The sequence below is a fragment of the Paenibacillus sp. FSL L8-0436 genome, from assembly GCF_038593025.1.
In the GTDB taxonomy this organism is placed as follows: domain Bacteria; phylum Bacillota; class Bacilli; order Paenibacillales; family Paenibacillaceae; genus Paenibacillus_AQ.
This window is the reverse complement of sequence record NZ_CP151955.1, coordinates 2,249,351-2,269,080: the sequence shown is the minus strand read 5'-3', so window position 1 is coordinate 2,269,080 and position 19,730 is coordinate 2,249,351. Positions and strand designations below refer to the sequence as shown.

The 19,730-nt window shown below is 41.2% G+C and carries 20 protein-coding genes and 1 pseudogene; 7 read left to right on the top strand and 14 right to left on the bottom strand.

The genetic code is table 11. The features are described from left to right. Window positions 1–58 precede the first annotated feature (58 nt). Genes NSS79_RS10075 through NSS79_RS10055 form a run of 5 tightly spaced genes read right to left on the bottom strand, consistent with a single transcriptional unit; the run spans window position 59 to window position 5,884 of the window. Window positions 59–709 (bottom strand): acetyltransferase, encoded by a 651-nt coding sequence (locus NSS79_RS10075; RefSeq protein WP_342439237.1) that lies wholly within the window; start codon window positions 707–709, stop codon window positions 59–61. Further along, entirely contained in the window at window positions 706–1,812 is a 1,107-nt protein-coding gene (locus tag NSS79_RS10070) for an aminotransferase class I/II-fold pyridoxal phosphate-dependent enzyme (protein ID WP_342439236.1), read from the bottom strand. Before NSS79_RS10070 ends, NSS79_RS10075 begins: the two co-directional genes overlap by 4 nt. A 15-nt stretch (window positions 1,813–1,827) precedes the next feature. Beyond that, on the bottom strand, window positions 1,828–2,514 hold the full coding sequence (locus NSS79_RS10065) for a glycosyltransferase family 2 protein (protein WP_342439235.1): 687 nt from the start codon (window positions 2,512–2,514) through the stop codon (window positions 1,828–1,830). Continuing rightward, complete coding sequence (locus NSS79_RS10060) at window positions 2,465–5,116, bottom strand: glycosyltransferase (protein ID WP_342439234.1); 2,652 nt, start codon at window positions 5,114–5,116, stop codon at window positions 2,465–2,467. Before NSS79_RS10060 ends, NSS79_RS10065 begins: the two co-directional genes overlap by 50 nt. A 33-nt stretch (window positions 5,117–5,149) precedes the next feature. Beyond that, window positions 5,150–5,884 (bottom strand): glycosyltransferase, encoded by a 735-nt coding sequence (locus NSS79_RS10055; protein ID WP_342439233.1) that lies wholly within the window; start codon window positions 5,882–5,884, stop codon window positions 5,150–5,152. A 187-nt stretch (window positions 5,885–6,071) separates the two neighbouring features. Here NSS79_RS10055 and NSS79_RS10050 point away from each other — a divergent pair, with 187 nt between their 5' ends. From NSS79_RS10050 to NSS79_RS10040, 3 genes and pseudogenes are all read left to right on the top strand, one after another. After that, complete coding sequence (locus NSS79_RS10050; protein WP_342439232.1) at window positions 6,072–6,809, top strand: glycosyltransferase family 2 protein; 738 nt, start codon at window positions 6,072–6,074, stop codon at window positions 6,807–6,809. A 474-nt stretch (window positions 6,810–7,283) separates the two neighbouring features. Then, window positions 7,284–8,043, top strand: a pseudogene (locus NSS79_RS10045) (YheC/YheD family protein); the annotation flags it as partial. Further along, a complete protein-coding gene (locus NSS79_RS10040; RefSeq protein WP_342439231.1) occupies window positions 8,036–8,314 on the top strand; it encodes a hypothetical protein in 279 nt (92 codons plus the stop codon). The pseudogene NSS79_RS10045 and the gene NSS79_RS10040, both read left to right, overlap by 8 nt. Before the next feature lie 372 nt (window positions 8,315–8,686). Here the strand turns inward: NSS79_RS10040 and NSS79_RS10035 are convergent, their stop codons facing one another. The 4 genes from NSS79_RS10035 to NSS79_RS10020 all read right to left on the bottom strand — a co-directional run bounded on the left by NSS79_RS10035 (window position 8,687) and on the right by NSS79_RS10020 (window position 11,263). Further along, window positions 8,687–9,148 (bottom strand): helix-turn-helix domain-containing protein, encoded by a 462-nt coding sequence (locus tag NSS79_RS10035; protein ID WP_342439230.1) that lies wholly within the window; start codon window positions 9,146–9,148, stop codon window positions 8,687–8,689. A 325-nt stretch (window positions 9,149–9,473) separates the two neighbouring features. Next, entirely contained in the window at window positions 9,474–9,830 is a 357-nt protein-coding gene (locus NSS79_RS10030) for a transposase (protein WP_342440337.1), read from the bottom strand. Between the two features lie 313 nt (window positions 9,831–10,143). Beyond that, a complete protein-coding gene (locus NSS79_RS10025; RefSeq protein ID WP_342439229.1) occupies window positions 10,144–10,602 on the bottom strand; it encodes a helix-turn-helix domain-containing protein in 459 nt (152 codons plus the stop codon). A 223-nt stretch (window positions 10,603–10,825) separates the two neighbouring features. After that, on the bottom strand, window positions 10,826–11,263 hold the full coding sequence (locus NSS79_RS10020; RefSeq protein WP_342439228.1) for a hypothetical protein: 438 nt from the start codon (window positions 11,261–11,263) through the stop codon (window positions 10,826–10,828). A gap of 261 nt (window positions 11,264–11,524) precedes the next feature. Between NSS79_RS10020 and NSS79_RS10015 the strand changes: the two genes are divergently transcribed. After that, window positions 11,525–12,247 (top strand): hypothetical protein, encoded by a 723-nt coding sequence (locus NSS79_RS10015; RefSeq protein ID WP_342439227.1) that lies wholly within the window; start codon window positions 11,525–11,527, stop codon window positions 12,245–12,247. Here the strand turns inward: NSS79_RS10015 and NSS79_RS10010 are convergent. Beyond that, window positions 12,222–12,398, bottom strand: coding sequence for a hypothetical protein (locus NSS79_RS10010; protein ID WP_342439226.1), 177 nt, complete (start codon window positions 12,396–12,398; stop codon window positions 12,222–12,224). The genes NSS79_RS10015 and NSS79_RS10010 overlap by 26 nt on opposite strands. A gap of 276 nt (window positions 12,399–12,674) precedes the next feature. Between NSS79_RS10010 and NSS79_RS10005 the strand changes: the two genes are divergently transcribed. Genes NSS79_RS10005 through NSS79_RS09995 form a run of 3 tightly spaced genes read left to right on the top strand, consistent with a single transcriptional unit; the run spans window position 12,675 to window position 14,945 of the window. Beyond that, complete coding sequence (locus NSS79_RS10005; RefSeq protein ID WP_342439225.1) at window positions 12,675–14,138, top strand: discoidin domain-containing protein; 1,464 nt, start codon at window positions 12,675–12,677, stop codon at window positions 14,136–14,138. Window positions 14,139–14,193: 55 nt separating this feature from the next. Then, a complete protein-coding gene (locus tag NSS79_RS10000; protein WP_342439224.1) occupies window positions 14,194–14,469 on the top strand; it encodes a hypothetical protein in 276 nt (91 codons plus the stop codon). Then, window positions 14,466–14,945: a hypothetical protein gene (locus tag NSS79_RS09995; RefSeq protein ID WP_342439223.1), complete on the top strand. Its 480-nt coding sequence runs from the start codon at window positions 14,466–14,468 to the stop codon at window positions 14,943–14,945. The genes NSS79_RS10000 and NSS79_RS09995 overlap by 4 nt, the downstream gene beginning before the upstream one ends. Here the strand turns inward: NSS79_RS09995 and NSS79_RS09990 are convergent. The 4 genes from NSS79_RS09990 to NSS79_RS09975 form a co-directional block, all read right to left on the bottom strand. Then, complete coding sequence (locus NSS79_RS09990; RefSeq protein WP_342439222.1) at window positions 14,926–16,635, bottom strand: DUF4127 family protein; 1,710 nt, start codon at window positions 16,633–16,635, stop codon at window positions 14,926–14,928. The two genes, NSS79_RS09995 and NSS79_RS09990, sit on opposite strands and share 20 nt — an antisense overlap. A 384-nt stretch (window positions 16,636–17,019) precedes the next feature. Then, window positions 17,020–17,424 carry a DUF4279 domain-containing protein gene (locus NSS79_RS09985; protein WP_342439221.1) on the bottom strand — a complete coding sequence of 135 codons (405 nt, stop codon included), beginning with the start codon at window positions 17,422–17,424 and terminating at the stop codon, window positions 17,020–17,022. Between the two features lie 472 nt (window positions 17,425–17,896). Beyond that, on the bottom strand, window positions 17,897–18,184 hold the full coding sequence (locus tag NSS79_RS09980) for a hypothetical protein (protein ID WP_342439220.1): 288 nt from the start codon (window positions 18,182–18,184) through the stop codon (window positions 17,897–17,899). Window positions 18,185–18,854: 670 nt separating this feature from the next. After that, a complete protein-coding gene (locus NSS79_RS09975; protein WP_342439219.1) occupies window positions 18,855–19,499 on the bottom strand; it encodes a hypothetical protein in 645 nt (214 codons plus the stop codon). Window positions 19,500–19,730 lie beyond the last annotated feature (231 nt).

Genomic DNA, 19,730 nt, shown 5'->3' with positions numbered 1-19,730 from the left:
TCATCATCTTATCTGAGTGATCCAGTTCCAAAAAGCAGGGACTCTCCCATCATCCAATTTATGGATGATGGGAGAGTCCCTTTTTAAATACAGCTGGAACGCCAGCATACAGGACATTTGACGGAACATGCTCCTTCACAAAAGAGCCACCGCCGATCATAGACCACGCACCAATTGTTACTTTTTCACGGATAGCTGAGCCTGTGCCGATAAACACTCCTTCTTCTACCGTAACATTCCCGCTTATGTTTACGCCTGGGGAAACGGTGGCATAATCGGAAATGGAAACATCATGAGCCAAGGTAACGCTAGTATTCACAATCACGAAATTGCTGACAGATACGTTAATGCTAACTACCGTCCCTGCACACAGAATACACCCCACACCAAGATGGGTGCTTCGCGGCAGGTTGACAGAAGGATGAACAAGCGCCCCGGACAGGAGAAACCCGTGATTCTGCGTTTTTATTACAAATTTCCTCTTTAGTGCAGGGTCTCCGACTCCGGCGCATATTACGCCCACACTGTCTTTCCACTTATAAAGATCTGTGATATCTCCGAGAACGGGAACACCGTCAATAACAGTGCCCCGCATCTCCGGTCGTTCATCAAGAAATCCTACAACTTCTCGCCCCAGTACCTGACATAAAGCTAGAACCTCACGCCCCATTCCTCCGCAGCCCCAAATGACCAGCGTCTCATTATTCATTCTGCCAAACACTTTACAATCCGCTGTATTTGATGAAGCTTGATGTCTTCCCAAACAGGCAGACTCAGAATACGCCGACTGATGTCTTCAGTAACGGTAAGCCGGGTGCTGGGGTGATGCTGGAACATTTTTTGCCTATGGCATGGAGGGGAAAAATAAGTCCTCGCTTGAATGCCTGAATTCAGCAATTTTTCAATATAATGATTATTTTCATGATGTGGGGGACATAATATCGGAAAAAATTGATAAGCAACCTTACTTATGCCCTCTTGAACCCTCCAGCCCGCTTCCGAAAGCTTATGCTTGCCCACTGCCTTCCTGTACCATTCCCCTACCCGCTCACGATTCGCGATTTTCTCATGAAATACATCCAGTGTTGCCAGTCCTATAGCAGCCGTATATTCAGACATTTTCCCATTCAATCCCAATTTATTGGATTCCCGCTCCTCGCTAAAGCCAAAGTTGGAGGACTGCCGAAGATTTCGGACCAAATCTGTGTCGCCGCTATATATGAGCCCCCCTTCTCCGATTCCGAACGATTTAGTAGCATGAAAGCTGTAAACGACTGCCCCCCCAAAACCCCGGAGGTGATGTTGCTCTTTGGTTGACCCAAAACTTGAAGCCGCATCGACGACAACTGGAATGTTCCGATGAAGCAATGATTCATAATAAGAAAGATTTAGTTCGGTGCCGAACGTTGCGTATGGAATAACAACGGCAACGTCATCCCCGAGTAACTGCAAAGCTTCCTCCAGCAGCTCTTCATCCATGCACCAATCACCCGGCTTGATATCAATAAAATAAGGCTCCAGGCCACACCATAATGCGCTTAACGGAGTAGCAGCAAAGGTGAAGCTGGGCATGAGCGCGTATTTTCCGGGGCGTTTCATTTGAGCGATCGATAAAACTAAGCCAGTTGTCGCATTATTAACAGTAACATCAGCTCCCATATTACCGAAATATTCCTGTAGAATACGCTCTTCAAGCCTCTTGTTCAAGGGGCCATTATTGCTATACATTCTGGTTGCATCGATTTCAGCCAAATAACCCTGATACGCCTCTTTCAGAACGACAAGGGGACGCAAAAACGGAATCTCCTTCATAATTAAACACATCCCTTAATACTTGAAAGTAAGTGGCTCCGGATACCTTGCTGTTCTTACCCCAAGTTCGAGCATACGCCGAACTTTATTCCAATCACCCGGCTCATTCAGCAAATAAGACTGTGGATCCCACGGCACACATTTCAACCAATGATGATAAAACATGGAGGAAGTCGTCACTTTTGCACACATGAGCGGTTCAGCATCATTCACGGCCCATTGCTCGGGAAGGTATGGGAAGTAAAAGGGATGATAAATCAAATCTGCCTGTGTGGCCTTAGCGTACTCAACCAGTTTTTCAATACGATCTGCAGTAAATTCATCATCGTCATCCAGATGAGTAATAAAATGGCCAGAGGCTTTCTCTAGTGCTTGATTGGTTGGAATGCTCCCTGCGACCAGCCATCGTTGAGCAGGCTCATCTGGATATTGACCCCTGCTGGATAAATTCTGGAACACAATTCTTGGATCTTTAAATCCGTGTACAACTTCTTCTGTATGATCTGTGCAGGCATCTCCGACAACCAAAATCTCCAGATTCGTGTAGGTTTGCTGAACAGCCGATTTAAGGCTGCGGGTCAGCAAGAAATCGGCTCGATTGAATGTCGGTATACAAATCGTAACAAGAGGTCTTTCAAGGTCGAATATATCCTTATACTCCCTGGTACTGGCCGCTTGTAAATAATCCGCTTGGGTCACCACTTCTCTCACCTCCAGTAAAGGAATATATTTGTTCGAATTTCGTCAGCTGAATAAACTGCTCGTTATTTGTCAAATAAAGATCAGGTCCGAGCTTACGAAGGCCATGCACCGGTTCGGACAGGTAAGTTTGGACAATAGCGATCACCAGCAGCTGATCATTGTTGCGAACGGCTAGAAGATTTTGTTGCAATTCCTCTTTCGAATCGGCCCATTCATCGGGACAATAGATCAATATGGGGTGTTTACCGCTAGCAGCCACTATTTCGGCTATTTTAGTGCTGTCCTGTACGTTAATAAACAGAGACAACGGCAAATTCGGCTGTTTCCACTTTCTTTTCCATTTCGACTCGAAATAAGCTTTATTCTTTTGAAATAAGCTCGTATATTCCTCTTTACTCCATTGTTTAAAGACTGAACTTCCCTGGTGATAGACAAAGGCATCTTCAGCAATTGCCAGACGATACCCTGCCTCAATCATCCGCAAACAATAATCGTCATCCTCAAACATGCCATACCCGTAATTTTTGTCTAGATGACCAACTTGTGCGATGACTTCCTTTTTAAGGGCTACACAGAAAAAACCCAGTAATTCCGTAAAACGTATTCTTTGCTTATATAGTTTGTAGAATTCGTCAAGCCAAATTTGATTAGCTCCAGTTATTCCATCTGCAATACAAAAGTCCAGTTTTTGATCGTTGCCTACGTAATTGGACATCGGGCCAACTGCACCAATCGTGTCGTCGACAAAGAAGGGACGGAGCAAGCGGGGAAGCCATCCCTCGGGGACAATCGTATCGTTGTTTAACAAAACAATATATTCCCCTGTAGCATTAGTTATACCTATAATATTCCCCTGTGCAAATCCAGTGTTCTCGGGAAGCAAGATGGGCTTGATTTGGGCCTGGCTGTACTTTAGCAGTTGCTCTGGCGTTTCATCTGCTGAAGCATTATCCACAACAACAATTTCCAGTCGCGGATAACCGGTATTGCTCAGCAAGCTATCGATACAACGACGGCTCAATTCCCAGTTATTATGCGTTACGATAATAATGCTTACTTTAGGATAGAGCATTTTTTGAATAATTGTTTGAAAGGAGTCGAAACGTTTCTTCCACGTATTTTCGGCTGCGAACTGTTTACGCCTCGCTATGCATGTAGTTCCGTCAGTTTCTTGAAGAGCCACCCGTATCAAAGCTTCGAATTGTTTGGCACTACTGGCAAGCTTAACATAATCTGTCATACTGCCCAGTTCCGGCAGGTCCGAGGAAACCACTGGCTTGCCTGCAGCCAAATATTCGTATACCTTAACAGGATTAGTAGCGATTGTCAGTTTATTGATCAAGAACGGGATGATGCAAACATCGAATGAATGGAGATATCCGGGTAGAACGGAATAAGGCTTTTCTCCCAGAAAATAGACATTATTCAGCTTCTCGATTTCCGTTGTATCACTGAAATACGTACTGCCGATTAGAACAAAGTTCCAGTGAGGATTTCCATTAGCTAGATCGTAAACCAACTGCATATCAAACCAGTCAGCAATGGCGCCTATATAGCCGATAATCGGCCCGCTCACCTGCGAAATATCTGCGGGCCGTTTCATTGCACTGCCCGAAAAATGATCAAAATCTCCTGCATTTGGTATGAGATAAACAGAAGGATTAAGCTGTTTAGCTTTGTTATAGAGATGATTCGAGGAAGTGACTATGACGTCAGCCTTATCCATAAGAACAGGTTCGAGCGCCAAGAGCTCTGAAGAAGTATTTGAGAATCCGGAGTGTTCATCCATGCAATCATAAATGATTTTATTATGCTCAAGCTCGAAAACAAGTGTCGACCAAAACGGCAGATCGACAATCGATACGGTATGAGTAATATTGAACCTTTGTTTCAGCGCCTCTAAAGACCACTTCAAGTATTGGAGGTCTAATGGATGGTGGATCGTATTCCGGTAGACATTCAAAACTGAATAAGAGCACAGCTTCACCCGCCATACCTTGTTTTCCACCTCATCCAGCTCGATCTGTGATCGAATATCTTCAAATGTCGCGTTCTGGTTTTCTATTGGCAAACTATCGATGTAAAAATAAAATACACGGCAGCCATTCTGCGCAAATTGACGGCTTAATTGTTGCGGTCTTTGCCAACGGTAATCCCAGTCAATGATGGGGAAGCAGAATAAATCGATATTAGAACTGCCTGGCTGATTGATTCTCGCCATATGCTCTTCAATCAATTTCGGATAGTAATTGCATTCCAAGGATTGTCCGTAAATCGGCCCTTCAACCAATTTTAAAGGATACATATTTTCCACTGGTTTGTCATAACTCTGCTCTTCAATCAATTTCGAAGAATGCATCTGAGTTGCATATTGGTCATTCATGTCACTCTCGTTGAGTAAAGGTATGTTTCTTTGCAAAACTATATTCGGGTTAATAGGCGATACTTTTGGACGAATCGGTTTTCTTTTCTTCGTTTTCTCCCAATAATGGATCTTACGGATCATTTTTTTCTTTTGTAAACGTGATAGTTTTTTACTCTTATCCCACTTGATAACTTCATTCAGCATTCTTAATAACCTGCGCTGCTCTTTTGTATACACGTCAGTCCACCCTTCCAATTGGTCTCTTCTTTATCAGATGTTAAAATATTTCCTAATACTTTCAGGATGTTTGCCCCTATAAGGGACAGTTCTCACCTCGTATTCATCATGATGATAAGACCAGTTGGGATCACCCGAATTATTGTATAAGTTAACATCTCCTCGCCGGTTATCGTTGAACTTGAATCGTTTCCCAAGCGCATAATGATAATGATAAAGCGGCACATTGATTCGTTCTGAGGGCAGCGACCAAACATCACCTGCTTCATTATGCAATGTGCAGTGATGTTTTTGATCCCGGTAGCGAATCCCTTTCCCGTTTCTCCACATACGTACGATATCATTTGACCATCTCTCATCGTTTGGCGCGTTAACGCGCACGGTCCACGGATCTTTCCAAAAATTAATCATCGGAAACAGAAGTACGTCAGCACTCGTCTGCTTCATTTTTTCAGGCAATATAGTCTTTATAGCGTCGTCGAATATTTCGTCGGCATCAATATTGGCGATCCAATCCCCTCTGGCTTGGTTAACCATGAAATTTCGCACAACCGACTCATTCCACTCATCGGTGTACGCCGTCCCTTGTTTTCTGATAAATAGGCGAATATTGCATTTACTGATGTACGATTGAATAATTTCAACTGAACGATCCGTGCTCCCCCCGTCAACAATGATGATTTCGTCTGCATAGGATGATAAGCTTTCAAGATATACGGGTAAGAAAGTTTCTTCGTTTAGAACCGGGGTAATAACCGTTATTGTCATTTAGCTCACACTCCACTTTTCTTATGCACTTAGTCTATTCCCACTTGACAAGATTGAACGTAAGCATTCACCTATTTTGATCCTGTTTGTTTTTTCATCACAAATAGTCCTTCATCCATGTCACTGTAGAGTTTATTTTCATATTATGAAAAGAATACGATCATTGGAACAAAAGGGGGACCTGTCAATGGGCACGGATTTGGTTATTGTCACCTTCAACTCTGTTTCTACTATCAAGAGGTGTTTAGATGCCATTCAAAAACATACGCCTTTTCCTTATAGAATCATCATTGTGGATAATGGAAGCACCGATGGCACACTTGAGTATGTAAGAAGCCGCAACGAAGTTACATTAATAGAGAATGGGTATAACAAGGGGTATTCAAGTGCGGTCAATCGAGGGATAATGAGCGGGAATTCGGAGACGGTCGTTGTGATGAATCCGGACGTTTTCGTTACAAGCGGATGGCTGTCTCCGCTCCATGAGTTGCTCTGGTCAGATCAGAAGAACGCCGTGGTGGCGCCTAAATTAATCAACAGCAACAACCAACTGGTGGGGGTGGGAACAAACTGGGATTGGACTTCTCCATACTTTATGTGTCTCAATGAACCTGGCCTTCTGGAGGAAACAAGAGCATGCTTAGCAATAAACGGAGCATGTTTTCTATTGAAAAGGAATCTGCTGGAGAAGCTGGGCTTATTAGATGAACATTACTTTCATTACTTTGAAGAGACAGACTATTGCTTTAATGCTAATTATTCAGGCTTCCGCGTCTTATTCTGTCCAGCCAGCACCATTTATCATGAATATTTCCCGAATCCCGAACGAGATCAGGCTATTCGTCAGTATTGGGAACAAAGCGAAGCGATCTTCAATGCCAAGTGGAGTTATCCAGGTAATGGCATAGTCTCAAAAAATCTTTGAAACGATGTAACCTTATGGTATATTTCGTATCCTAAAGGTCATGGGAAACGGCTACATGCCCGCTCGGGTCCACATAAATTAGCGAATTAAAGACTGTACGAGTTCTGGGTAATCGGGTGGCTAATCCGCCCTTCCCAAGCGTCTTCAGTGATGAATCGTCCGATTGCCGGGATCTTATCACCGCGCACGCAGGTCTGTATGTTCGTGTTCTTATTCCTGTCCTCACTCGAGTATCGGGAAATGTTGCGAACTATTTGGCTTGGATCAAGAGGGAGTACGGCATCAGTTTATCCAAAGCGACCTATATGCTTACCAAAATGTAAAGAGAAGGAGCCCAGTTGTTCGGGGCGATTACAATCCCATGAGCAGAATACGTTATTGAAATCCGCGCTTAATAAAGTGGTTTATAAAAAGGTCCCTACCAGTATAAAGAGCTGTTTGAACTGTTTCTGTATCTACATCTATGATGAATGTGTCTTTGTATTCACTCCCGCAGATGTGAATCCCGGTAAAGAGTTGATCCATGCAATGGTCTATGATCCGGGGAGCGGCAAATGGTCGCGCAAATGGCGGCCATTCCCGAATATGATCTATGACCGCTGCCGGATCCAGCGCAATGCCCGCTTTCAGCAGCTGCTCAAATTCCGCTCCCGTTATAATCATCTTACCTTTCTGAACCGGCCGCTGCGCAATAAATGGACCGTTCACCAGACCTTTTCGCAGAAAAGCCGCTTCCGCCAGCATATGCCGGAAACTTTGCTATATCAGTCTTCCGCCGATCTGCACCGGATGCTGAAATTCAGCCCTGTCGTCTACGTCAAACCGATTAACGGCACCGGTGGACGCGGCATCCTGCGGATTGAACGGCAGCGGGACGTCTAACCTTCACGGCGGCGGACATGCGGTACGTGCGGAAGTCCTGCTGAAGAAATGGCTCGGCAGCGAAGAAAAAGCGTCCAAAGCCATGAAAACGGCTGAAAAGCTGGGGCTTGAAGCCGCAGCCTTCCTTGAAGACAGCTTCGGCGCCCTGTGCGAGCTGGCGCTGGACCTCGCTATCGACCGCGAGGGAAAGATTTAGGTGCTGGAGGTCAATCCCAAGCCGGCCCGCGAAGTCTTCGCCCGTTCCGGCGACAGCGGCACCTACCGTAAAGCGCTGGTCCGCCCGCTGGAGTATGCGATGTGGGTGTACAAGAACAAGAACACGCCGAGTCCGGTGAAGACAACTGATGAGTAAATCTGTTACTCAAAGCCAAACAACCGCCTCTCTGAGTGATTCAGAAGGGGCGGTTGTTGTTGCGAAAGTGGAGTTTAATTTCAAAAAAACTATTCAGAGGATTGAGACAATATTTACATATACCCCTGGGTACTCATGGATGCTAGAAGATGCATATACGAAAAGAATTAATATATTTCTGAAGGATGATGAAAACTATAAACAAGAAACAAAGGAACATGAAGAATTGAAGCAAATTTCAAAACAAAGCCTCCTGAACTTCAGGGGATAGAAACATATCCAGATTCATTACACGAATTCTGCCGAACGGGTCAATGAAATCTTTAAGATTATAAGTCACAATCATATCAGCATTATGTATTGTTTTTCCCAAATACTCCTCAATCACATCTTGGCCCTTATTACGCCACCCATACTCTTCATACAAGATCTCATCGACGATCAGTTTATAATCGTCTGAGAATTCAGGCCAAGCTATATGCGCTAATGAATCTAGAAATTCAACATTAAAAATTCCGGCGAACATTCTAAAGAGTGGCATAAGTTTGTCATGTTCAAAAGCAACCGGTCGAATTCCTTGCGAACCCTATGGTTACGATAAATAAACCGATCAGCGAGTATACAACCATCCCAAATTACAATTTTAGTCTTCATCGCGGTATAGATCCTGGCGTTTAACGAGTTCCATTTCAACAGCATCATTGAATATTGATTTTTCCAGATCTGAGGCCTCGGCTTTGGCAGGAGGACTTTTAAATTGATTTTTGGGAATACGGATGTCCCTACTATTTTGACTGGTCCGCTCCCACTCAATTTTATTTTGTTTAATCCATTTATAGACTGCTTTATCCGTCACATTGAAGCGTTGAGCAACCTCTTGGACCGTGTAGTACTCGTTCGATTGGAGCATGTCTTTTAAGGCTGGAGTGAATCCAACCCGATGTCTTAAGCGAATTCTCGTGTTTCCTTTTCTCAGTACACTACTTGACGGAATAATGACTGAAGAATTTAAAATGGACTGTGCATTGTGAATGTCTTGAGCAGTAACATCACCCGACTCTACCTTCTTCAGAAAGTGAAGCAAATTATCTTTAACCTTTGACATCAGAAGCACCTCCTTTAATTAGTATATCATAACAGCTCATAATTCAACCATAATTCAACCTATTGGAAAGTAGTATTTTGTGGTTTTTCTATACACGTCCCCGTATAATACATCGCCCGCACCGGGGACAGCGCCACTTACCGCAAAGCGATGCTGTGGCCGCTGGAATATGCAATGTGGGTGTAAAAGAACAAGAACATCCCGAGTCCGGTGAAGACAACTGATAAGTAAAGGTATTTGAAAAATAACCACACCTCCCTTTAAATTTATAAAGTATGATAATGCAAACATATATCCTAAGAAATGCACTAGTACCTTGACCAAATCAAATTTCAGGATACAAATGTTTTAACTTTCCTCGTGCCTGCTCAGTGGTAAATTGCCAATCAACGGATTTTTGGATTCGGTTGCGTTCGGTTTCCCAAGCCGACACCTCGCCTTGCAATTCTTCAATAGAGGCAATTCGGCGGTTCAGGCATTGAATTGTCAGTACACTGAGTTCAATCTCAGCGATGTTCAGCCAACTGCCATGCTTAGGGGGATAATGAATTTCCAACCGTTTCGCCAAGGCTAAAGCCTGTTCAGGTGCAAAGGTTTCATACAAGGACGAGATCGTATGGGTATTCAGGTTGTCCATCACCAGCCGAACCCGTTTTGCTTCTGGATAGTGAACCTCTAGCAGCTCCTGGATCTGCAGAGCCAGTCATATTTAGTACGTCTTTCTGAAGCCTGCACGTGACGCCATCCCGCGAGCGGTTCTGTGAACAGAAACAAGCTGCAACTTCCTTTGCGAACATATTCGTAATCTTCTCGCAGAACCTGTCCTGGCTTCATGGTTTGTGGAGGCCGCGAATGATCGAGCAGTTGGATCGGCTGTTCATCCATACAAATGAGCGGGATTTCAGGGTCATAAGGAAGGGCGTAGGTCTCTAGGACGTCTTCCATCCGAGCGACGAACTCACTGCTCGATTTGGCGGGAATGCACCATTGTTTTTTCAGGTGAGGCTTAAGTTTTGTTTTTTTAAAGTCGTTCGAATGGTTTCTCGTCCGACAGATTCCAAAATATTCAGTTCGATGACTCGGCGGGTCAACAAACGAATGGTCCAGCGAGCATACCCCTTTGGGGGCTCAGAACAGGCTAACGCAATGATTCGTGCTTCTACCTCACCGGTGATCGGGGAAGGGCGTGCCGGTTCAGCGCGGCGACGGTAACTAAGCGTCTCCTGAAGCCCACGTGTACAATAGTCTTTTACCGTATAAAAGACCGTCACATTACTGACTCCTGAACGACTGGCAATTTCAGTCTGCTTGGGGATGGCACCTTGATTTTCATCCGAAAGCAGCAGCACGAGACAGCGGCGGCGAATGCCGGGGGATGTTGAATCGGCATGAAGAAGTTGTTCGATCCATTCGCGTTCTTTCGGCTCCAGTCGAATCTCGTATTTTTTGTTCATTGTCTTACCCTCCCATATTTTTCTTATAGGAAGAATGTAAAACTAGAATCAAAATCGGTCAAGGTACTAGTTGTTTTTTGGAAATTTCAATATCCATAACGCTATAACTAGAACCAATTGTATTAGCAAGTACGAAAGAGGAAACAAAATCATCAATTCAACAAAGCCCTCGTCAATTTTAAAATCAATAAACAACCATACACAAAACACTATGATGCTTGAATTATGATTTAACTTCTTTTCTTATTTTGATGAGATAATATAAAGCCAAAATAAATTGGATTACTAAAATACTCCCAGGAAGCAGAATGAGCATTTCCACCTGATATTTTGGGAATAATTCAATAGAAACGACAACTGCATCCTCACTATCTCCACTAGTTTGTATTGCTGTGAAAAATAACAAAAGTAAAAAATTTGGGAGCGTAGTTAACAGAAGCCAGATGACATGGTACTTTATCCTCTGAGTCCTTATAAACAAAAAGGAATTAATAAAACATAAAAATAGCGGCACAAAGTATACCTTAAATGAGAATTTTAATAATCCTGTCCCCCAGCCCTCTATCCTTATCTCAAGAAAATAAATCAAAATTAGATGTAATCCAACAACTATTAGTACATAAAGAATGGCTTGGAGTAAGGTCTTTATCAATTTCTCCATTTGTCTCCCCTTTTAGGACAAAAATTACATACAGATCATCCTTTTAAAGTAATTATCGGAACAATTATCACGATCTCCAATAGACTAACGAACTTTGTAGCCTTCAAATAATCCTTAAAGTTGTTGCAGGTTCATTATGTTTTTCATTGAAAAATAAGAAGATATTCCAGTAAACCTTATCATTTGCACGAATGTTGTACTATACTATTAGAGGGTAAGCTGATTCCTTGAAATACAGTAAACTCTCGGGAGGTTCTAAACTTGTCAACAATCAGCAACGGGACAACAATCCCTATATTTCCTTGCAGCTTCATAGACGAACAGTTGAATTTCTACCAAGCATTAGGTTTTGAAATAACTTATCGGCAAGCCAAACCAAACCTTTACGCTTGTGTCCGTCACCGGATTGCAGAATTACATTTTTTTGTACTCAAAAAGCTGGAATCCGCAAACTCTTACAGTATGTGCTATGTAAATGTTCCAGACGTAGATGCTGTGTACAACGAATTTTGCGGAAATTTAAAAAAAGCCTATCACAAGGTCCCTTCCAAAGGTTTGCCTAGGATCACCAAGGTCAATAATCTTGCAGAGGATCGGAGATTCAACCTCATCGACCCTGCCGGCAATCGATTAATAATTGGACAAAAGCATGCCTCATCCATGCCAGCTGAACAAGAACCTCCGTCAAGATTTGCCACTGCCTTCGAAACCGCATACCAATTGGCCTATGCCAAAGATAAACCCGCTGACGCAGCGAAAGTGCTTGACCTTGTGTTCTCGAAAGATGAAGAAGCAACATTAACACTACAGTACAAAGCTTTTGTATTACGAGCCGATATTGCTGCATCCATGGATGAAATCGAACTTATGAGTAGTTTTATTGAAAAAGTCGACAGTTTATCTTTGACAGGTGCAGAGCTTGAAGAAGTGGTAGAAGCAACCGCAAGATTAGATGAACTCAAAGCCAAACAACCGCCAATCTGAATGAGTCAGAAGGGGCGGCTGTTTTAGAAATAGCATTCGCTTTAGATTTATCATAAAATAATAAACTCACTTTTTTGATTTTTTTGCTTTTAGCCTCATCCACAAAAAATTCGACCTCATCTTTTGTAATGGCTCCCTCATTTTGTTTCACTAGTACTACAACATAATATGTTTTTAATTCCTTACTCTTTCCTCGCTTGTTTTCGAATCGATTAGATATGGAATATGTTTATTGTTAATATCCGCTTGGATTTTGTTTATGAATTTATCATTGTTTTCTATACTCACTTTATGGAAAAAAGCTTCCACTCTTTTGAACCGAATTCCCGTATACAAGTTACATTCAATCTTAGTATAATTTAACAGGTGATTATTTCATTTACCATTGTTGAAAAATACTATGTGACTTATGAAAGGTGCTAAAAGAATGAAGCTCACAAAAAAAGTATGCTTGATATCGTCAATACTTGTGCTTCTTTGTAACTTGAGCCAAGTGTACGCTGAACCAGCCGATGTAGAGTCATTGAAAAATAACGCCAGCTATTATCAATACTCCAATGGGAGCAGCAGATTGAATTATAAAATATCCCCCTCTGAAACAACTTATTACCTATACGACTCCAACGGCAATACGACTAAAAAAATCAGTTCAAAAAAACCTCCCATGTTTACCTCTTCTGAATATAGTGGTTTTGAAGCTTATAAATTAGGTGACAGCAGTTCTAGCACCTTTTGGTCAAGTAATGGTCACCCTGTAGAAACTGGACAGGAATGGGTTGCTACGGATTTAGGTGAAAATCATATGATTAGTGGAATCAGTTTAACTCCCAGAACCACATTAGGCTTTCCAAAAGATTTCAAAATCCAATTCAGTGATAACGCTGTAACATGGTCTGACGTCCCACATCAGTCTTATACAAACTATGTTAATAACGGTTCTGTGCAATCGTTTAAATTTGATAGTTCAGTGGTAGCCAGATATGTTCGGGTGTATGCAACAAAGTTGGGGAAAGATGATATGGGCAATTATTACTTTCAATTATCCGAGTTCAATGCTGATCTTAGCAATATTGCAGCCTCATCTAGCTTGCAAGGTTGGTCTGTTAACAGATTAACTGATAATAATACCTCCACCCTTTGGTCTACTCCGGCACATGGGAGTGAATCAGCTACAGAGTGGATTGCCTTCGATTTAGGCAACATGGAGACCGTAGGCAGTATTAGCTTAACTCCCCGAGGAACCTATAGTTTTCCTAAAGATTTCAAGATCCAGACCAGCAATGATGCTTTAACTTGGTCTGATGTTCCAAATCAAAGCTATACCAATTATGTAAATAACGGGAGTGTGCAAACCTTTACTTTTGAGAGCTCAGTACTGGCTAAGTATATCCGGGTCCACGCCACTAAACTAAGTAAGGATGACATGGGCTCGTATTATTTCCAGCTTGCCGAATTCAAGGCTAACATCACCAATGCGGCTGCATCATCAAGCTTAATTGACTGGCCTGCCAGCAGATTATCAGATAATAATACTACGACTTCGTGGTCAAGTGTGGCACATAGCAACGAGTCAAACACAGAATGGGTTGTTTTGAATTTAGGAAGTACAAAATCGGTTAGCGGAATTACGCTATCCCCGCGGGCAACCTTAAGCTTCCCAAAGGATTTCAGTATTCAAGCTAGCAATAACGCTATACTGTGGACAGATATTCCAAATCAATCATATACCAATTATGTTAATAACGGATCTGCGAAGAATTTCAATTTCACTACTCCCGTTTCAGCAAAGTTTATAAGGATTTATGCGACCAAACTTAATGTTGATGATAGGGGGAGTTATTATTTTCAACTGAATGAAATAAAGGCTACTCTCAGTAGCCTAAAACTCTAATCATAGCAAAAACCCACCTGAATCAGGTGGGTTTTTATCAAGGAGACTTTATTTAATGAAAAAGAAATGGGTTTTTTCTTCTTTCCTCATATTTAATCTCTTGTTATTTAACTTTAGTACCTTCATCTTTGCCGATTCTTTTGAGCCGGTTCCAAATGAACAGATTAAAATAACTATACAAAATGAATTCAAATTAAAGTATCTTAATTCCTTGAGTTCAGTGAAATCAGAATACGGCCTCGATGGAAAAGAAAATTTTGAAAATGCACAATTGAGTTCAGGAACTGCTTACTACAAAATATCTGATAATGAAAATAGTAGTGAGTTGTGAATAATATAGATGTTGAAACAATTTATTCAAACAATGATTCAGGTTCGTGGGAGATATTCAACATTACTAGTAATATAGATAATGAGCAATCATTTTTAGCAACACAATCATCCCTTAAAGAAGGAGAAGACGTAAAACTTGTTAGTGACGTTAGATATGGTATAGATGCTTTATACATCCATGGGATAGCAGGGGAACGAGTAATAGATCTGAACAGCAACAACGCTACATCAGGTAGCCTCCACGCAGAGAATACAATATCCCAACCCGTTTTTGATGAAAAAATAAAAAATATTAAGGAAAAACGGGCTGCTTCTCCTACTAAAAACGGAGTCCTTGAAATGGGGACAGGACAAGTTAATTTCACTGAACCTAAGGCTACCTCTAATAACCTTCCAGTAATTATATTTCTTTTTGGCGTTATCTTAATTATTCCTGTCTTATTTGTCTTAACACTTATTCTAAGGTTACATTAGGATTCAAAGTAATCTCAAAAGCACGGCCCCAAATAAAATCCGGATCATCATGAATGAGTTCTGCACTGACATATTCCGAAAATGACCAAGTGGTTCCACAAATCTGGCGGACGTTATAAGCCGTTCCAGAACCGCCGATAAGGAATGCACTTTTCCCGGAAAGTGAGGTTGTATGCGTCTGCATCCGCTCCCTCAGCACGTCTTGTAAATGAGAATAGTCTGCTGGACTATTGAACAAAATCATATTTTGATCTGCAATCGTAGCGATATTTGTATACAAAGAATTGGCTCTCGAGTACTCCCGGATTTCACCAATGGCCAACGTTTTGTAATAATAGTCTTTCAAGAATCGCTTAAACAAAAGCGTACCGTGAGCGTTGACTGCTGAACTGAGTGCCTCAGCATCTTTTTCCGTAACCAAGTACGTATACCGCGCCTGGCCCATACCCAGTGCAATCCCGATCTTGTTACCTGGTGTGTTCCAGCCACTGTATCCTAAAATACTCCCCGTATGCTCGCTACTCAGCAATGCTTCGGTTACAGTGGCATTCGCTGCGCCACCACCCACGAAATCAATGACTACAGTTGGAACGTGCTGGGTACTATTGGCAGCAATCCGGCTGACCGCAGCCGTTACCTGATTCGCAGCAGTTATCGCGATAATTTCTAAGGTAGGTGAAGTGCTCACAGACTTTCCGCCAACAATATCCACATGACGCAAAATATTTTGATGCACATCCATATATTCATATGGACTGGTGATGGTGGAGCCATGTGGTCCAAAGTATTGCACGGCATACCTTGGCTTTATTCCGCAGCGGTAGAGCTGATTCGCCATACGTGCCACTAGCGCCTGCCCCAGTCCGTCTGCATCTGGAAGAATAATAGCCCGATCTGGGTTTTGACCATTCGTTCCGCCAAGACAAGTATTGATGCGCCCTTCCAGAAAGTTAATCTCATTGATCTGTACCCCCTGCGTATTGGCATCATCGACACCCACCGCAAGGAAATCAATGTATCCCGCTTGGACCAGCTTCTCTAGAATGTAACGATTACTCTTGAACTTGTGCTGTCTGGTATTGTAATATTGGTCTTTATTAAAATGGGTCGTACTGCCATAAGAACCGGTTGGCGACAAGTTATATCCGGTGAGAATATCAGCAAACTGTGAAAAACTTTTCCGTGGCTGTAACATGAAATTGCGTGATTCTGTATAGGCTTCAAAGGTTAAACCTTCTGCAAAAATCGTTGTGGCCAGCCTCAAAATGGTATCCATTACATAGACCGGCTTCTTAGGATAAGATTGTTTAACTAAACGAATCACGTCGAGCAAATTCGTGATAGTCGCATCATAATCCGGGTAAGCTCCTCCTGCACTCGTCCGAAGACGGCGACTTCCGATCAAGCCCCCATAAGCTAGCATATCTGTTGAGATGATAAAGCCATCTACAGAGGCTGCATTATCAAGGATAAACTGCCGGATGTTTGCGGTATTTCCATAGGCGGGTGAAGAGGTCGCCAGTAATGTTGTTCCCGATGCTGTCTTTTGTGAATCCAGCCGGTTTCTAAGATCGCCCACACTTGGCGTGATCACATTGATCCCCGCCGATCTCCCTTGGACAATGACATCATCCAGGTTGACCGATCTATCATCCAACGGTACATATAGTACATTTTTCATTTTTATCATGCTCCCTCCCAAAATCATTTTGTTCTTCTTTATTTGTGCCTTCACTTATAGGGTAATTTAAGGGGATGTAATACAACCAAAAAATATATTTTGTTTGTTTTGCGACCAGCGCGGTACTGGGGCACCGGGGGGCAAAAAAAAGACCTTGAGGACTATTATATCCTCAAGGTCTTACACCGAAAACCTGTTATTGTATTTGCCTTTTTAATTCTTCAATATCATCTGTAGTTTTTAGTATGCACTTCTTTAAGTACTTTTTTCGAAGCTTTTGCAATTGGTTTTTTCAAAAAGTAAACTTCTGTATCAAGTGAAGCAACTACCTCCAAGCCAACCTTATTTCTTCGCATAAATTCAGTGAGATTTGTAAATAAGCTGTCTTTGATATCAGTTTTCTACTCCACCAAAGGATAGAATGTGAATATCAAGTTCTACTCCTAAAAGTGCTATTTTTTTCATCATTTCGTTTGAAAGCTTGAAGCCCATTTGACCATAATCTGATCTTAAGTAACAATTAATAATAACTTCTTTATAAACTCCAATTAGTTCATTAATTTTTTCAAAATTCGGACTTAACTTGTTCAGTAAATACTCAAGAGCATCTTCTGGTTCAGTTTGTTCTGATATTGTTACTTCTAATCGCCAAATATCATATGGAGCTTGTGTTTCCCCTCCTTTTCTAATGTACTGTCCCTTTTTAATAATTGAAGTTGCTGCAATTGACAACTTTTCACTTATATCATCAAAGTCTAAATTTTCATCACGTACTATAAAAGAAAAACTGCCTTTCAACTAAATGGCCCCCCTTTTTTACCGAACGAATCTTTTAGTTCTTGTGCATATTTTAATAAATCTTGATAAGTGAAATTTTGATTAGGTCTCATGTAGAATGCATCTTTCAATTCGTGAATGTATCTACCAAATGCTTCTCAGTCTACACTCCTTGAGATATTATATGTGTAATCTTCATATTTCACATCATACGGCAGATCGGATTTGTTTTCGATACTGTAGTTACCGTCTTAGCTGAGAGCGTGATAAGACATCATCTGGCTCTTGATAAATGGGGATATTATTAAAGTTTTTTAACGTGTTTACACTTAGATCCGGAAACCATTATCGTGGGAAATATGACAGTTAGGTATAGCTGTAAGAATGTGGTTGGTTATAGTGCTTGCCCCTAAAAGTAGCCTCGCTAGCCGGAATTCCTTTGAAAAAACCCGTGGTATCGTTTGCTCCCATTAATTGTACTCGACTTGTGCTCCTATTTAAAACTTAAACCATCATCCATAATTTCTCCGTTTAATTTTTGAAGAATGCGATACTCTGCAAAAAACCCCTCCATAAAAAGTACCACTAATGTAGTTTGTACATATTCTATCGGTTGCCCTTTCTCTAGTACTATTTTAGAAATATCAAAGGTCATGAATGCTTCATAAAATTCATCTGGTTCATCAACCTTCCATGAGTTCACATACTCCCAAAAGCCATTAGTAGCTTTAGTAAAACAGCTATACTTCAACTCAAATTCTTTTAAATTATCTGTTTCCACTAATTTATTCACTCCTCACTTGCAAATAGTTGTAACTCAACTATAGACATCATTTTTAGTGATCACCAAACAGATCAAAACTAATACTTCCCTTTTCGTCTCTATATCTATAAATACGATAACTTTACAGCTGCCATTGGAACAGGTGATGCATTTCCATTGTATAATTTGCTATACAATGAAGAAGTATACTCTTGGCTCCCTCTCCTCTTGAAGGGTGTCCTTGCGTAATAGTCTACATAAATAGTTCTGCTTACCGTGCTTTCATATCTCAATCAAATTAGATTAGCGCCATCATGTGCTGCTTGCATTAAATATGCGTAGTTCTGGGATTGAACCATAGCAAACAATTGTTGATACGCTGCTGCTATAGTTACTTTATCCGCATCTGTGTAACTAACGCCAATTTCGGTATGCATATGTTCACTTGGATCACAATAAATCAGAGGATTATTTGCAACATACGGATACAAATTAAAACTCAGCGTGTTATCAATCTGTCCCTCAACTGTATCCTAGTTTATAAAGCGGAGCTTTGAATAAAGAAGGTGGCAACTGAGAGAGCACTCCCAGTTACCACCCATTCTATCATCCCACCTTAAAAATTCGTATATTCGGCATTGCTTCAGCTTACTTTTTTTCCATCTTAAATCAGCCGAGTCAAATAAATCTATTCCCAATGCAATTGAGTTATTAAATCCCTCCATTTAAGCATCTGCAGATTAGATTGATCTTTTTCTGATGTTTCGTCAATTACTTCTTTATAGATACAATAATCCGGCTCTCCTATTTGATTGTTCACTACTCTAAAATCGTACCAATTCTTCTCATAGGTATTATTTAATACAGCAGATTGTTTTGTAGTTAAATTCACAAAAACTATTTCAGTAACATCAGGAATCCGATCTTCAGAAATAAAAACCACATACGAGTCGTCTGCGGATAAAAAGCGATGAAAATAATATGGGTTTATCTTGAAACAAAAATGATCATCAAATGTTATTCTATTTAATCTCCATACTTCTCCACTAAGATAGTCATTTTCAAGCAATAATCCATCGTTATCTTCATCAACAATTTTGACATAATATAAATAGTTTTCTGTTAGGTAAACATCATTAATATCAAATTCTCCATATTGGATAATTTCCTTTTTCATATCATTTTTACGATTGACCAGCCAAATCGATTTGGTCCTAATTTTGTCTTCATTCCTATCAATTACATTTCCATTGAAATCAACTTTTCTAATACTAGTCTTTGAAATAAATATTTCATCATTAGAAAACGCAAGGAAGTTAATTTCTTCTTCCACTGAAGTGGAAAGTAGTATTCTGCTAGAGCTGAGATTAGATATGTTCGTATTTCCACCTCCTAAGGGTTAATAAATTTGCGGGCAGTGTAGGCCATACACCCTTAACGGTGCAATCTGGTGATCATAGTGTATTTCAGGTAAATGGACTTGTGGAATTAAGATGGATTGTCGCAAGCATATTTATGTAAATACCATAACTTCAGGAAATTTTCATAAGGGACTATAGGGTGA